Raw genomic sequence first — 14,837 nt, 5'->3', positions numbered from 1 at the left:
CTCAGCCACGAGGCTGCGCGAGGACGAGGGCGAGCGCCGCCCCGCCGGCCCGCCACAGCATCGCGCGGCGTCGTCCGCCGAGGACGGGCGGCCGGAGGCCGAGGATCGGGATACCCCGCGGAGCCGCGCCGAAGACCCCGCTGCGGTCGGCCTTGACCGCGGCCTCCTTCAGCGCCCAGGCCCCGGTCATGGCGTCGGGCCGCTCGGCATCCATCAGGGAGAGCTCCTCGGGCGACAGGAAATGGTCCGCGACCCGGCGTACGGCGTCGACCGAGTCGATCTCGCACAGGTCCACCCCGACCGGCTCCGGCGCGAGGGCCGCGGCGACGTACCGGGCGGTGTGGCTGATGGAGAGGAACAGGTCGGGCATCGCACTGCCGCCGACGAGGACGCGGGGGCTGCCGTCCTCCCGCGGGAGGATCTCCACACCGTCCGCCGGCGCCGGGACCACCTCGCCCACCAGCCGCTTGGCGAGGAACCGGCCCGCCGTCCACTCGACCTGCCGCCAGGCCGGCAGCGCGCGGAGCACGCGCCGCTCGGCCGGTGAGAGCGCGGGCACCTGACCGAGGTCGCGGGCCCGGGCGACGATCAGGCGGGCTCCGCCCCACCGGTGGACGCGGCCCGGCGCGATCGCTCGGAAGCCGACGGTCACGGCCGCGGTGGTCACGAGACCGGGGCCGTGTCGAGGAGCCGCAGCTCGCGCGCCAAGGCGGCCACGGCCTGGCGGATCTGGCCGGGCGTGTGGTCGTACGTGAGGAAGAATCGCAGCCGGGCCAGCTCCTCCGGCACGGCCGGATGGAGGATGGGGTTGACGCTGATGCCCTGCTGGAACAAAGCCTCCGCGAGCCGCAGCGTCTTCAGCGAGTCCCCGACGATGCACGGGACGACCGGCGTGTCATGGCTGTCGCCGGTGTTGATGCCAGCCTCACGCGCGAGGTGGACGAAGAGCGCCGCGTTCTCCGAGAGCCGTGCCACCCGCTGCGGCTCGGCACGCAGCATGCGCAGGGCGGTCAGCGAGGCCGCGGTGTCGGCCGGGGTCATCCCGGCGCTGTAGACGAAGCCCGGCACGGTGTAGCGCAGGTACTCCACGACGGTGCGGCTCCCCGCGACGTAGCCTCCGCAGCTCGCCAGCGCCTTGGACAGGGTGCCGGACCACAGGTCCACGGCCGAACGGTCGACGCCGTAGTACTCGCCGATGCCGCGACCGGTCCGGCCGATCGTCCCGATGCTGTGCGCCTCGTCGATCATCAGCAGCGCGCCGTGCCGGCGCTTGACGTCGGCGAGGGCGGGCAGGTCGGCGATGTCCCCGTCCATGCTGTAGACCCCTTCGACGACGACGAGGACCCGCCGGTACTGGTCGCGGACCTGCGTCAGCAGGGCGTCGAGGGCGTTGGCGTCGTTGTGGGGGAAGGGCCGCCGGGTCGCGCCGGAGAGCCTGCACCCCTGCAGGATGCTGTCGTGGGCGAGGGCGTCGTGGACGATCAGGTCCCCGGGCCCGACGAGGTGGCCGATCACGGTGACGTTGGTGGCGTGGCCGTTGGCCAACGTGATCGCCGCCTCGCATCCGAGCAGGTCGGCGAGCTCGCTCTCGAGTTCCAGATGGAGCGGTCGGCTGCCGGAGAGCAGCCGGCTGGCGGAGACCGACGTGCCGCACCGCTCTATCGCCTCGTGGGCCGCCTCGTTCACCTGCGGGTGGGTCGCCATGCCGAGGTAGTTGTAGCTGGAGAAGGAGAGGAGTTCCCGGCCGTCGATCATGGTGGTGTCCGTCAGCGCGCCCTGATGGACGAGGAAGTACGGATTGGGCAGCCCCAGCTCGGAGAGCGTCGCGACGCGCTCGGTGTGGGCGGTGACCTCCGGGAAGCACTCGATCCGGGTGTGCTCCTCGGGCAGCGGGGCGGCGGCCGGAGCGGTGGTGGCCAGGTCCGTGGCGGCCGGTTCCGTGGCGGCCGGTTCCGTGGCCGCGGGAAGGTCGGCGGGCGGCGGTGCGGGCGCTTCGGCGGCTTCTGAGCGCTGCTCCGGGACCGGGACCGGGGCCGCTACGGCGTCGCCGCAGCTGCTCGTGATCATCGCGGCGACCCCGGCGATGGTCAGCGGGTCGGTGGCCGTTTCGTCGCGCGTCCACCGGGGCCACTCCCGCTTGAGCGAGGTGAACAGGTCGGTCAGCATCAGCGAGTCGAAACCGAGGTCGTCGATCAGTAGCTGGGCATCGTGCAGATGGGCCACGGGGAAGGCGCTGACCCGGGCCACGTGCGCCAGCACGGACTCCCGGACGGTGGTGATGCCGTCCCGGGACTGCGCCGGATCCTCGGCGGAGGTCACGACCGGTGCCGGTGCGTCCGGCACGTCCGGTGCCTCCGGTTCCTTCGGTGCGGCAGGGGGCACCGGAGTGGTGTCGGCCGTCGCCGGGGCGACGGCCCCGGCGGGCCGGTCGCACTCGGGGAGTTCCGGGAGTTCCGAGAGCTCCGAGAGCTCCGAGAGCTCGGGGAGGGTCTCGGCGAGGCGGGCCAGCAGCGCCGCCTCCGTGGCCGCGTTCGGCTGCGGAAGCGTTTCGGCGAGGCGGGCAAGCAACGCCGTCTGCCGCTGCACCAGCCGGCGCAGTTCCTCCATCGGGTGCCGCGGCGAATCGTTCATGGTGATCTCCTCGGGGGACACGGACGGGGCAGGCGGCCGCGGCCGGTGGGAGGGCGCGGGGACCGGGGCACCCGTCCGCGCCGGGCGCCGACGGGGCAACCAGTAGGACTGGGTGGCGAGCTTGGCCACCGGCAGGTCGAGCAGTCGGCGCTCCTCCTGGGGGACCAGCGCGCGCGGGTCGACCGGTACGCCCAGCACCGCGAGCCGGGCGAGGGCCCGGACCAGGCCCCGTCCGCCGTCCGGCGCCACCCCGGCGACGGGGACGACGTGCACGTCGCCGTGGTCGGCGAGGTTGCGGCGGACCAAGGTCAGCAGCGAGTTGCCGCCGGTCACCTGGAGGAAGACGCGGGCCCCCTGGTCGTAGGCGGTGCGCACGGCGTCGCCGAAGAGGACCGGCGCGGACGCGTGCCGGGACCACAGCTCGCGCAGCCGCTCGGGGTCGGTGCAGACGGCCGCGTCCACCGACGAGACGAACGGCAGGACGGGGCTGCCGATCGGGCGGTCGGCGAGGTCCGCGCGCATCTTCTCGTCAGCGGGGGCGAGCCGAGGCGAGTGGAAGGCGTTCGACACGTCGAGTGTCACCGTGACGACCCCCGCCTGCGCGCAGGCCTGCCGCACGGCGTCGAGTCCGTGCGGCGTACCGCTGACCACGACCTGGCGCGGCTGGTTGAAGCAGGCGAGCCACACGTCGTCGATGCCGTTCACCAGCCGGCGGCAGGTGTCCTTGTCGGTCTGCACGGCCAGCATCCCGCCGCGCAGGCAGCTCTCGGCCTCCTGGAGGGTCGCGCCCCGGTGCACCAGCAGCCGTACGGTGTCCTCGTCGGTGAGGGCGCCGGCCGCCGCGGCCGCGGCGAACTCCCCGACGCTGTGGCCGAGGACCAGGTCGGGAGCGATGCCGAGGTCGGCGAGGAGCCGGGTGGCGGCGATCTGGACGGTGCCGAGCAGCGGCTGGCACACCTCGGTGGAGGCTGTCCGGCGCCCCACCTCCCCGACCTCCCCGGCGTCCTCGCTGTCGCCGCCGGCGCTCGCCGGCTCGCCGTAAAGCAGCTCACCGATGTCGAAGCCGGCGTCCTCGCGGGCCGCGGCACCGAGGGCGTCGACAGTCGCCCGGAAACCGGGGAACCGCTCGTGGAGGTCCCGCATCATGCCCGGGCGCTGGCTGCCCTGACCGGGGTAGAGGAAGGCGAGGCGGCGCTGTTCGGCGGGCAGCGGGGCATCGGCGGCGAAGGCCCCGTCGCCGAGGTCGCCCCGCTCGCCCTCGACGAGCTGCCGGCGGGCCTGGCGCAGCCGCCGGACGAACGCCGCCGTGTCGTCGGCGACGATCGCGAGCCGGGCCGTCAGCGGCCGGCGGGAACCGGCGGTGTGGGCCACGGCCGCCAGCGGGGCGGGGTCCGCCGTGTCGAGTGCGTCGAGAACGTCACCGATGTACTGGTCCAGCCGCTCGGGATCGCCGGCCGAGAGCAGGACGAGCTGAGGGCCGGTGCCGGTGCCGGTACTGGTGTCGGTGTCGGTGTCCCGGGTGTCCCCGGCGCCCCCGATGCCTTCGTGGAGGCGGCCGGGAGCCGGGGCGGGGCGCTCCTCCAGGACCACGTGGACGTTCGTCCCGCCGAAGCCGAACGAGCTGACGGCGGCCCGGCACGGAGTACCGGAGTCCGGAAAGGGCCGTGCGATGTCGGCCAGCCGCAGGCCCGCGGCGCCGATGCCCAGTCCCGGGTGCGGGGCGGTCTTCGGCTGCGGAACGATCGTCCCGTGATGGACGACCAAGGCCGTCTTGATCAGCCCCGCGATGCCCGCGGCGGACAGCGAGTGCCCGATGAGCGCCTTGCCCGCGCCGACGTAGCACAGCGAGGGGTCGTCGTCGGGGTACTCGGTACGCAGCCGACGCAGCGCCTCGACCTCGGCGCGGTCGCCGGTCGCGGTACCGGTGCCGTGGGCCTCCAGGAAGTCCACCGAGGACGGGGCGACCCCGGCGTCGTCGTAGGCCCGGCGCATGGCGCGCAGCTGGCCTTCGGGGGCGGGCGCCAGTGGCCCGGGGGAGGCGCCGTCGTTGGCCGAGCCGATGCCCTTGATCACCGCGTAGACCCGGTCGCCCGCGGCGAGCGCGTCGGCGAGCGGCCGGACGACGACGGCGCCGGCGCCCTCGCCGAGGACGAAGCCGTCGGCCCCCTCGTCGAAGGGGCGGCACATCCCGGTGGGGGAGAGCGCCCGGAGCGTGGAGAAGCCGATCAGGCTGTCGGGGGTGAGGTTGAGGTACACGCCGCCGACGACGGCGATGCGGCAGCTGCCCTGACGCAGTTGGGCCACGGCCTGGTCCAGGGCGACGAGCGAGCCGGAGCAGGCGGCGTCGACGGCATAGCTGGGGCCGCCGAGGTCGAAATGCCGGCTGACGGTGCCGGGGGCCATGTTGAGCAGGCTTCCCGGCAGGCTGAAGGCCTGGACGGTGCCGAGCGAACCCGCGTGGTCCTTGACGGCGTCGAGGAGGTCGCCGTGGTCCGCCGCGGCCTGCTGGGCGTCCTCGGCCAGGGCGATGGCCCGGATGGGGGCCGACATGAGGTCCTTGTAGTCGGACACCGACATTCCGCAGAAGACCCCGGTGTTCTTCCGGTCGAAGTCGCCCCGGCCCAGCCCCGCGTCGTCGAGGGCCTCGCGGGTGACGTCCAGCAGCAGCCGGTGCTGCGGGTCCATGGCCCGGGCGCGGGCGGGTGGTACGCCGTAGTGCAGGGCGTCGAAGCGGTCCACGTCGTCCAGGAAGGCGACCTGGTCGGTGTACGCGGCATGGGGGGCCGACGGGTTGCCGGGCTCGTGGAAGGTCTCATGGTTCCAGCGCTCCTTCGGCACGGCGGAGAACTGTCGTGCCCCGCTCAGCAGGAGCTTCCAGTAGGCGCTGATGTCGGGAGCGCCGGGGAAGCGGCAGCCGAGTCCGGTGATGGCGATGTCGGTCATGGGAGATCTTCCTTGCCGTGAGGGTCGTGAGGGTCGTGAGGGTCGTACGGGACGTGGACGGTCGTGGTGGGGTCGTGGGGTCGTGCGGTCGTGCGGGGGACGGGTGCGGAGCCGAGGTCAGTGGCGCGCGCGGGCCGGGGTACGTGGAGCGGGCCGGGCCGCGGGACACCTACGGACGGGAGCCGGCGGCGGTCGGGACGCGGGCGGCGGCCGCTCGGGCCGGATGGGACGCGGCGCCCACCAGTTCAGGCCGCCCGCCAGACGCATCAGCGCGGGTACGAGGACTCCCCGGACGAGCGTGGCGTCGAGGAGGACCCCGAGGCCCGCGCCGATCCCGAAGAACTGCAGGAGGGAGACCTGCGAGGTGCCGAAGCTCAGGAGGGTGAAGGCGAGCAGGGCGCCCGCGGTGGTGACGATGCCTCCCGTGCGGGCCATGCCCGTGACGATCGAGCGGGAGTTGTCCTCCCCGGCGTCGTGGGCCTCCTTGATGCGGGCGAGGACGAAGACCTCGTAGTCCACCGAGAGCCCGAAGACGATGCAGAACAGCAGGACCGGCATGGTCGTACTGAGGGGTCCCGGCGTGAAGCCGAGCAGCTGGTGCAGATGACCCGACTGGAAGACCCACACCATGGCGCCGAGGACGGCCGCGAGACTCAACGCGTTGAGCACGATGGCCTTCAACGGGAGCAGCAGGCTGCGCGTGAAGCCCAGCAGCAGCACGAACGTGGTGGCGGAGATCAGCGCGAGCGCCAAGGGGATCCGGTCGCCCACGGTGGCCTTGGCGTCGACCAGGACCGCGCTCGGTCCGCCGACCAGGGCCTCGGTGCCCGCCGGGGCGGGGAGCGCGCGGATGTCGTGGACGAGCCGCTGGGCGGCGTGCGACCGGGGGTCGACCAGCGGCACCACGGTGAGCCGCGCCGGCTCCGCGACGGCGGTCCCGGCGGGCCGGATGCCCGCGCCGGCCGCGCCGCCCGCGCCGCCCGCGCCGGCGACCGCCGCGGTGGGCTCGCCGTAGCGGAACCCGCCGTCGGGTCCTACCACCTGGGCGACCTGCGGGAACGCGGACAGGCGGCGGGCGTACTCCGCCCGCTCCCCCGCGGGGACGCTGCCCGTGGTGACGACCGTCAGCGCGCTCGCTCCCTTCATGTCGAAGCGGTCGCGCACCAGGTCACCGGTCTGCCGGGCGGCCGCGCCGACCGGCAGCGCCCGGTCGTCGGGGGTGGCGAAATCGGCGTGCGCGAAGGGTGCGGCGAGCAGCGTCAGCAGTCCGATCACCGGCAGCGCCGCGAGCAGCGGGCGGCGTACGACGATCCGCGCCAGCCCCTCCCAGAACCCGGACCGGGAGCCGGAGCGGACCTTGCGGCGCCACGGCACGGCCCAGGCGTTCACCCGCTTCCCGAGCAGGGCGAGCAGGGCGGGCAGTACGGTCACGGCGCTCACCGCCGCGATCGCGACCACGGCGATGCCCGCGTAGGCGAAGGAGCGCAGGAAGTAGGGCGGGAACACCAGTAGCGTGGCGAGCGCGGCGGAGACCGTCGCGGCGCTGAAGGCGATGGTGTGGCCGGCGGTGCGCACGGTCCGTACGGCGGCGGTCCGCGGGAGGAATCCGGCGGCCAGCTCCTCGCGGAACCGGGAGACGACCAGCAGCCCGTAGTCGATGCCGAGCCCCAGGCCGAGGGCCGTGGTGAGGTTCAGCGCGAACACGGACACGTCGGTGACGCTGCCGAGAACGCTCAGGACCAGCAGTGTCCCGGCGATGGCCAGGACCCCGATCAGCAGGGGCAGGGCGGCGGCGACCACGCTGCCGAACACGAGGACCAGCAGGATCAGGGTGCCCGGCAGGACGACGGACTCGGCCCGCTTCAGGTCGGACTCCGAGATGTTCTGGAGCTCGGCGTCGACGAGGGCGCTTCCGCCGACGTGGACCGTCAGGGCCGTCCCGGCGTCGGCCGGGACGGCCAGCTCCGCGCGCAGGCGCTCGGCCCGCGCCGCGAGTTCCGCCCCCTCGCCGTCCACGTGCGCGACCAGCATCGCGGCGTTGCCGTCGCGGCTGCGCAGCTCCGCCGCGCGGTCGGTCCAGTACGAGGTCACGGCGCTCACGTGGGGCTGCGCGGAAAGCCTTGCGGTCAGCTCCTCGCCCGCGCCGCGGGCGGCCGGGGCGTCCACGGAACCGCTGCCGCTCTGCGCGACGAGGACCAGGTTGGGGGAGGCGCCCAGGCGCTCGCCCGCCAGCTGGGCGGCGCGGCTCGACTCGGAGCGCGGATCGTCGTATCCCTGCGTCTTCAGCCGGCCGGCCGCATCCATGCCGAACAGGACGGACAGGACGAGGAAGGCGAGCGCGCCGACGAGGACGAGTCGGGGGTGACGGGTCACGAAGGCCCCTGCACGGCGGAACATGGATGCCTCCGGGACGGACGGCGATTCGATCCTGCTCGGGCGCAGGAAGGTCGATATCCACCGTGCCCGGGGCCGGGACGAGGCCGTAGTCCCGGCCATTCGTGCCTTGACAGGGGCGGAGGGGGAGTGTCCCGAGGACGTCGACACGCTGGGTGACATCGCGTGCCCGCGAGTCACTCGATGTGGTGGGTCCGTGGTGGGAGTGGCGGCGCCGGGGTGCGTCCGGTGCGTCCGCCGCCGACTATGGGCGGCGTACCACCCCCACTGCCGTTGTCAGGAGCTCACCATGCTGGAGCGCAAACTGCGCAAGGACCGCACCGAGGTCACCTTCATCCTGCCCGTCGACACCCCGCCGGGACCGGTCAGTGTGGTGGGTGACTTCAACGACTGGCAGCCCGGCGTCCACACCCTGGCCCGCCGGAAGGACGGCAAGCGCGCCGTGACCGTCGAGCTGCCCAGCAAGAGCACCCATTCCTTCCGGTACCTGGCGGCCGGGGACTACTGGTTCAACGACGAGAGCGCCGGAGACCAGGACGGGCCCAACAGTCGTCTGCACACCTGACGGGCCGGACCTCTCGCGGACCCGGAGCGCGCCCCGGCCATGGGTCGGGGCGCGTTTGCACGTCATCCACCAGGCCAAGTAAGGTTAGGATTACCTAATCGTTCAACAGTGCATATTTGGGGGCGAGTTGGTAGTTCGCCACCCCCACCTGACCGTTTTGTCTATCGACAGCGCGCCATGGAATCAGCTTAGCTTTGCCTAAGTTTCGGTCGTGGCCGCGTCGGTGTGCCGACCCACCGGGTGGTGGCGGGCGCCAGCGGCCGTGCCGCCTCGGTGGATCGAAGGGATGACGTAGAGCGACATGGCCACGATCGCAGTGGAACGCCCCGTGCCCCGGGGCGTGACGGAGGCCCGTCGGCGGCGGATCGTGGGCTCGGTCGCCCTGGTGCTGCTCCTCCTGGCCGCCATGGTGGTGTCGTTGGCCGTCGGCGCGCGGGCGCTGACCCCCGCCGAGGTGTGGCGCGGGTTGTCGGCAGCCCCGGACCCCGATCAGCGGCTCACCGAGATACGGCTCATCGTGCGCACCGTACGGGTGCCGCGCACGGTGCTGGCGCTCGCGGCGGGCGTGGCCCTGGGGGTCGGCGGAGCGCTGATCCAGGGGTACACGCGCAATCCGATCGCCGATACGGGCCTGTTGGGCGTGAACTCCGGTGCCTCGTTCGCCGTGGTGCTGGTGATCGCCCTGTTCGGGTTCGCCGATCCGTTCCACTACGTGTGGTTCGCCTTCCTGGGCGCCGGGGTCGCCGGTGTCGTCGTCTTCGGACTGGCGAGCATCGGCCGGGGGGCCGGCAACCCACTGACCCTCGCCCTGGCCGGACAAGGGGTCACGGCGTTCCTCGCCGCGATGACCGCAGCGGTCGCACTGTCCGACAAGGCCGCGCTGAATGCCCTGCGGTTCTGGAACGCGGGCTCCGTGGCCGGTGTCGGCTTCGACGTCATCCGGCCGGTGATGGCGTTCATCGCCGTCGGGCTGGTGCTCGCGCTGACCACGCTGCCCGCCCTCAACCTGCTCAACCTCGGCGACGACGTCGCCCGGGGGCTGGGGGTGAACATCGTGCTGAGCCGGACCATGGGCATCGCCGCCATCACCCTGCTGGCGGGAGCCGCGACGGCGGCGTGCGGCCCCATCGCCTTCCTCGGTCTGATGGTGGCCCACCTGGCCCGCCGGCTGACCGGGCCGGACTACCGCTGGCTGGTGCCGTACGCGGGCCTGCTCGGCGCCATCGTCCTGCTGGTCTGCGACATCGTGGGGCGCCTGCTGGTGCGGCCGGGGGAGTTGGACGCGGGGGTCGTCGTGGCCCTCCTCGGGGCTCCGTTCTTCGCGGCCCTGGTGTGGCGCGGAAAGTTCAAGAGCGCATGACCGGGACCGAGGTGAAGGCATCGGTGACGCCGGGCGTGCGGTTCGGCCCCCTCTCGTTCGTCTGGCGGCCGTGGGTCGTGTGCGTTACGTTCCTGCTGGCGGCGGCGACCTTCCTGGTGTTCTGCGTGTCCATCGGCGTCGGGGACTTCCCCATCGACCTGTCCCGCGTGATCGCCACGGTCCTGGGCGGGGGCGAGCAGGTCGACCGGTTCGTGATCATGGACCTACGGATGCCGCGGGCCCTGGCCGGCCTTGTGGTCGGCGTCGCGCTCGGGGTCTCGGGGGCGATCACCCAGTCGATCGCCCGCAATCCGCTGGCCAGCCCGGACATCCTGGGCATCACCGGGGGCGCCGGCGCGGTCGCGGTGTTCCTGGTGACCGTGTCGGGCGGGACCGCCGCGGCGGTCGTCAACTCGGTTGGCCTGTCCGGGGCGGCGCTCGCGGGCGGGCTCGGCACGGGTCTCCTCGTCTACTTCCTGGCGTGGCGGCGCGGGATCGACGGCTTCCGGCTCATCCTCATCGGCATCTCGGTGAGCGCCGTGATGGAGTCGATCACGGCCTGGCTGCTGGTCACGGCCGACATCAGGGACGTCGCCCGGGCCCAGGCCTGGCTCGTCGGCTCCCTCGACAACCGGTCGTGGGACGACGTGGGCGTGGCGCTCTGGGGCACGCTGGCTCTGATGGTGGTCGTGACGGTGGTCGCGTTCCAGTTCAAGCCCCTGCACCTCGGTGACGACGTGGCCGCGGGGCTCGGCGTCCGGTACACGAGGGTGCGCGCGGTGCTGCTGCTGTGCGCGGTGCTGCTGGCCGGCATGGCGGTGAGCGCGGCCGGCCCGGTCCCCTTCGTCGCGCTGGTGGCGCCCCAGGTGGCGATGCGGCTGGCGAAGTGCCCGACACCGCCGATGGTGGCCTCGGGGGCGGTCGGGGCCCTGCTGCTGATCGGTGCGGACCTGGTCGCCCGTACGGCACTGCCGATCACCCTCCCGGTGGGCGTGGTGACCGCCGTGATCGGCGGCCCCTTCCTCATCCACCTGCTGGTGCGGGCCAACCTGCGCTAGCCGAGCGCCCGATGCCTCTTCGGGCCTTTCAGACATGCCTACCTCAGGGGGAGTTGTGGCCGCATCGCAGATCGCCGGAATCGAGTCCGACGGGGACGAGGTCGAGGAGGAGGCCGTACGGCTGGCGGCCCGAGGGGTCACGGTCGGGTACGGCGGGCGGGTCGTGATCGACGACCTCCACGTGTCGATCCCGCCACGGGTGATCACCACGATCATCGGTTCCAACGGCTGCGGGAAGTCCACCCTGTTGCGGACCCTGTCCCGGCTGCTCAAGCCGACCAGCGGGTCGGTCGTGCTCGACGGCGAGGACATCGGCCGGCTCAGGACCAGGGACGTGGCCAAGAAACTCGGCCTGCTGCCCCAGGCTCCGGTGGCGCCGGAGGGGCTCACCGTGTCCGACCTCGTCGCCAGGGGCCGCCATCCGCACCAGAGTTGGTTGCGGCAGTGGTCCTCCGACGACGCCGAGGTCGTGGCCCGGGCCCTGGCCATGACGGGGGTCTCCGACCTGGCCGACCGCCCGGTCGACGCGCTGTCCGGCGGACAGCGGCAGCGGGTCTGGATCTCGATGACACTGGCCCAGGGCACCGACCTGCTGCTGCTGGACGAGCCGACCACGTATCTGGACCTGGCCCACGCGATCGACGTGCTCGACCTCGTGGACGACCTCCACGAGTCGGGATGCACCGTGGTCCTGGTGCTGCACGACCTCAACCTGGCCACGCGCTACAGCGACAACCTCATCGTGATGAAGGCCGGTTCGATCCTCGCGCAGGGGCACCCCCGTGACGTGATCACCGCCGAGCTGTTGTACGAGGCGTTCGGACTGCGCGCCAAGGTGATCGACGATCCGGTCGGGGACCGACCGCTCATCGTGCCCATCGGGCGCGCCCACGTGCGCACCCTCTAGATCAAACAAAGTTACGGCGCAAGTAAGGCTAGGCTAGCCTCACTTGGGCGCGGTAGGGTTTGGCTGCCCTCGGGCGGAACTGCAATGGACGGCACGAAAGCAAGGGATTTCGGATGCTTTTCCATCGATCGACACGTATGAAGCCCTGGCAGCGGTTGGCGGCCGGGGTCTCCGTCGCGACCCTCGGTGTCGGCCTCCTGGCCGGATGCGGTTCCGATTCGGCGGACCAGGCCGACAAGAAGAGCGACAACTCCTCGGCCGCCGGGGGCGCCTTCCCGGTCACCGTGGAGCACGCCTTCGGGTCGACCGAGGTGAAGAAGGCCCCCAAGCGGGTCGTCTCGGTCGGCTACACCGACGAACAGGCCATCCTGGCGTTCGGCATCAAGCCGGTCGGCATGGTCGACCAGTACCCGAACCCGCCGGGCACCTCTCCCGACATCAACACCCAGTGGCCGTGGGTGAAGGAGAAGTGGGGCGACACCCGCCCCGAGGTCATCATGAACAACGGCGACGCCGGCCCGAACTACGAGAAGATCGCGGCCCTGCGGCCGGACCTGATCATCGCCGTGTACTCCGAGATCGACCAGGCCGGCTACGACAAGCTCTCCAAGATCGCTCCCACCGTGGGCCGCACCAAGGCCGAGAAGGAACCCTTCAGCGCGCCCTGGCAGGACAACGCCGTCCACATCGGCAAGGCCCTCGGCCAGGAGGCCAAGGGCACCGAGCTGGTGAAGGGCATCCAGGACAAGCTCGACGCCGCCAAGAAGGCCCACCCCGAGTTCGCGAACCAGACCGCCGTCCCGCTGTCCTGGTACAAGGACTCGGTGGCCCCCTTCACCACCACCGACGTGCGCGGCCGACTGGTGACGGGCATCGGCTACAAGGGCCAGACCGAGATCGACAAGATCGCGGACGGCAAGTTCTACACCACGCTCTCCCCGGAGCGCATGGACCTCGTCGACGTCGACCGCATCTTCGTCATCGCCGACAAGGCGGACCAGGAATCCCTGAAGAAGTTCCAGCTGTTCACCAACCTGAACGCGGTCAAGAACGGCAAGGTCTCCTACCTCCTCGACAGCGAGGGCCCGGCCGTCGGCGCGGCCATGTCCCAGGGCACCCTGCTCTCCCTGCCGTACGCCATCGACGAACTCGTCAAGTCGGCCGGTCAGGGGTGAGCGTCACCGCCACGCGCGTCGCCCCGTCGACCCTGCGCACGACGAGCGGACGCGAGGCCACCCGCTGGGTCCTCGCGCACTGCCGCGAGGTGCCATGGCTGACCTTCGCCACCGTGTTCACCACGGTGGCGGGGGCGGCCCTCCAAGTGCTCCCGCTGCTCCTGCTCGGCCGGGTCGTCGACGGGGTGGTCGCGGGCGGACCGCGCTCGATCCTGGTCGCCACCGGGGTGTTGATGGTGGCCGCCGCGCTGCTCGGCGCGGCGGCCACCGCCCTGTCGACCTACCTCATCGGGCGGCTCGGCGCGGACCTCCTCGCCCGGCTGCGCGAAGGCGCGGTCCGGGCGGTGCTCGGGATGCCGAGCGCCCGGATCGAGCAGGTCGGCCGGGGAGACGTGCTCTCCCGGGTCGGCGACGACGTGGCCGTGCTCTCCAAGGGCATCAGGACGGCCGTCCCCACCGTGTTCTCGGCGGGCGTGCTGGTCGTCATCGCCACGCTCGGCATGTTCGGCCTGGACTGGCGGCTCGGACTGGCCGGCGCCTGCGCGCTGCCCGCGTACGGCCTGGCCCTGCGCTGGTACCTGCCCCGCTCCGCCCCGCTCTACCAGAAGCAGCGGGCCGCCCAGGCCGACCGGGCGCAAGCCCTGATCAGCGGACTGAACGGGATCGACACGGTGCGGGCGTACCGACTCGAAGGGGCCGTCCGCGAGAAGGTCACCCAGGAGTCCTGGCGGGTCCGCGACCTCGGCGTCGAGGTGTTCCGGCTCTTCGGCCGGTTCGTCGGCCGGGAGAACCGCGCCGAGTTCATCGGGCTCACCCTGATCATCCTGGTCGGATACGCCCTGCTGGAGGCCGACGCCGCCACCCTCGGGGAGGTTTCCGCGGCCCCGCTGCTCTTCCACCGGCTCTTCACCCCGCTCGGCTCCATCATGTTCACCTTCGACGAGGCGCAGAAGTCGGGCGCGAGCCTGACCCGCCTGGTCGGCGTACTGGAGGAGGAGGCCGAGGACCGGCTGGTGGGCGCCCTGGTCGCGGCCGCCGCGGCGGACGCGCCGCAGCCGGTGACCGTCGAGGTGTCGGGGCTGACCTTCCGCTACCCCGACTCCGAGGAGCCGGTCGTCCGGGACGTCGACCTCACCATTGCGGCCGGTACCTCTCTCGCACTGGTCGGGGCCACGGGAGCGGGCAAGTCCACCCTGGCCGCGCTGATCGCGGGCATCGGCACCCCGCAGGGCGGATCCGTACGCATAGGGTCCACCGACCTCGCCGACCTCGACGAGGCCGGGGCACGCGCCCTGGTCAGCATCCTGACCCAGGAGACGCACGTCTTCTCCGGCCCGCTCGCCGAGGACCTGCGGCTGGCCGCGCCCGAGGCGAGTGACGCCCAGTTGCTGGACGCCCTGCGCACGGTCGGCGCCGACGGCTGGGTCGACGCGCTGCCCGACGGGCTGAACACACTCGTCGGCGAAGGCGGTGAACGCCTCGACGTCACCAAGGTCGCCCATGTCGCCCTGGCCCGGCTGGTGCTGGGTCGCACCCCCGTGGTGGTGCTCGACGAGTCCACGGCGGAAGCGGGCAGCGAGGGCGCGGCCGAACTCGAACGGGCCGTGCTCGCCGCGTGCGCGGGCCGGACCACGCTGTTCGTGGCACACCGGCTCACCCAGGCGATGGCGGCGGACCGGATCGCCGTACTGGACGCGGGCCGCGTCGTGGAGCAGGGCACGCACGAGGATCTGGTGGCCCTGGGCGGCCGCTACGCACGACTGTGGCGGGCCTGGCGCGAAGGCAGCTAGGAGGTGCCTGTCGG

9 protein-coding genes are annotated in these 14,837 nt (G+C 72.6%); 6 read left to right on the top strand and 3 right to left on the bottom strand.

From position 1 onward, the window contains the following. Position 1: 1 nt before the first annotated feature. From BCL76_RS18140 to BCL76_RS18130, 3 genes are all read right to left on the bottom strand, one after another. On the bottom strand, positions 2-667 hold the full coding sequence (locus tag BCL76_RS18140) for a 4'-phosphopantetheinyl transferase family protein (protein WP_109780527.1): 666 nt from the start codon (positions 665-667) through the stop codon (positions 2-4). Continuing rightward, positions 664-5,574: a type I polyketide synthase gene (locus tag BCL76_RS39000; protein WP_219933957.1), complete on the bottom strand. Its 4,911-nt coding sequence runs from the start codon at positions 5,572-5,574 to the stop codon at positions 664-666. The genes BCL76_RS18140 and BCL76_RS39000 overlap by 4 nt, the downstream gene beginning before the upstream one ends. Positions 5,575-5,691: 117 nt before the next feature. After that, complete coding sequence (locus BCL76_RS18130) at positions 5,692-7,947, bottom strand: MMPL family transporter (RefSeq protein ID WP_258309779.1); 2,256 nt, start codon at positions 7,945-7,947, stop codon at positions 5,692-5,694. Between the two features lie 310 nt (positions 7,948-8,257). Here BCL76_RS18130 and BCL76_RS18125 point away from each other — a divergent pair, with 310 nt between their 5' ends. The 6 genes from BCL76_RS18125 to BCL76_RS18100 all read left to right on the top strand — a co-directional run bounded on the left by BCL76_RS18125 (position 8,258) and on the right by BCL76_RS18100 (position 14,823). After that, on the top strand, positions 8,258-8,533 hold the full coding sequence (locus tag BCL76_RS18125; RefSeq protein WP_030384091.1) for an isoamylase early set domain-containing protein: 276 nt from the start codon (positions 8,258-8,260) through the stop codon (positions 8,531-8,533). Positions 8,534-8,834: 301 nt separating this feature from the next. Continuing rightward, the gene (locus BCL76_RS18120; protein ID WP_109780525.1) at positions 8,835-9,893 is read left to right on the top strand and encodes a FecCD family ABC transporter permease; all 1,059 of its coding nucleotides are present in this window, start codon (positions 8,835-8,837) and stop codon (positions 9,891-9,893) included. Then, positions 9,890-10,951 (top strand): FecCD family ABC transporter permease, encoded by a 1,062-nt coding sequence (locus BCL76_RS18115; protein ID WP_109780524.1) that lies wholly within the window; start codon positions 9,890-9,892, stop codon positions 10,949-10,951. Before BCL76_RS18120 ends, BCL76_RS18115 begins: the two co-directional genes overlap by 4 nt. A gap of 55 nt (positions 10,952-11,006) precedes the next feature. Further along, a complete protein-coding gene (locus BCL76_RS18110) occupies positions 11,007-11,858 on the top strand; it encodes an ABC transporter ATP-binding protein (protein ID WP_375137937.1) in 852 nt (283 codons plus the stop codon). Positions 11,859-11,971: 113 nt separating this feature from the next. Continuing rightward, a complete protein-coding gene (locus BCL76_RS18105) occupies positions 11,972-13,033 on the top strand; it encodes an iron-siderophore ABC transporter substrate-binding protein (RefSeq protein ID WP_109780523.1) in 1,062 nt (353 codons plus the stop codon). After that, on the top strand, positions 13,030-14,823 hold the full coding sequence (locus BCL76_RS18100; protein ID WP_109780522.1) for an ABC transporter ATP-binding protein: 1,794 nt from the start codon (positions 13,030-13,032) through the stop codon (positions 14,821-14,823). The genes BCL76_RS18105 and BCL76_RS18100 overlap by 4 nt, the downstream gene beginning before the upstream one ends. The last annotated feature ends 14 nt before the right edge of the window (positions 14,824-14,837 follow it).

This window comes from Streptomyces sp. CG 926 (genome assembly GCF_003148825.1).
GTDB lineage: Bacteria > Actinomycetota > Actinomycetes > Streptomycetales > Streptomycetaceae > Streptomyces.
The sequence above is the reverse complement of the archived record's forward strand: the minus strand, read 5'-3'. Positions and strand labels throughout refer to the sequence as shown.

What these genes read in the sequence shown, in the direction of transcription:
- BCL76_RS39000 (WP_219933957.1), bottom strand. Translation starts at nt 5,574, where the DNA reads ATGACCGACATCGCCATCACCGGACTCGGCTGCCGCTTCCCCGGCGCT.
- BCL76_RS18115 (WP_109780524.1), top strand. Translation starts at nt 9,890, where the DNA reads ATGACCGGGACCGAGGTGAAGGCATCGGTGACGCCGGGCGTGCGGTTC.
- BCL76_RS18120 (WP_109780525.1), top strand. Translation starts at nt 8,835, where the DNA reads ATGGCCACGATCGCAGTGGAACGCCCCGTGCCCCGGGGCGTGACGGAG.
- BCL76_RS18125 (WP_030384091.1), top strand. Translation starts at nt 8,258, where the DNA reads ATGCTGGAGCGCAAACTGCGCAAGGACCGCACCGAGGTCACCTTCATC.
- BCL76_RS18105 (WP_109780523.1), top strand. Translation starts at nt 11,972, where the DNA reads ATGCTTTTCCATCGATCGACACGTATGAAGCCCTGGCAGCGGTTGGCG.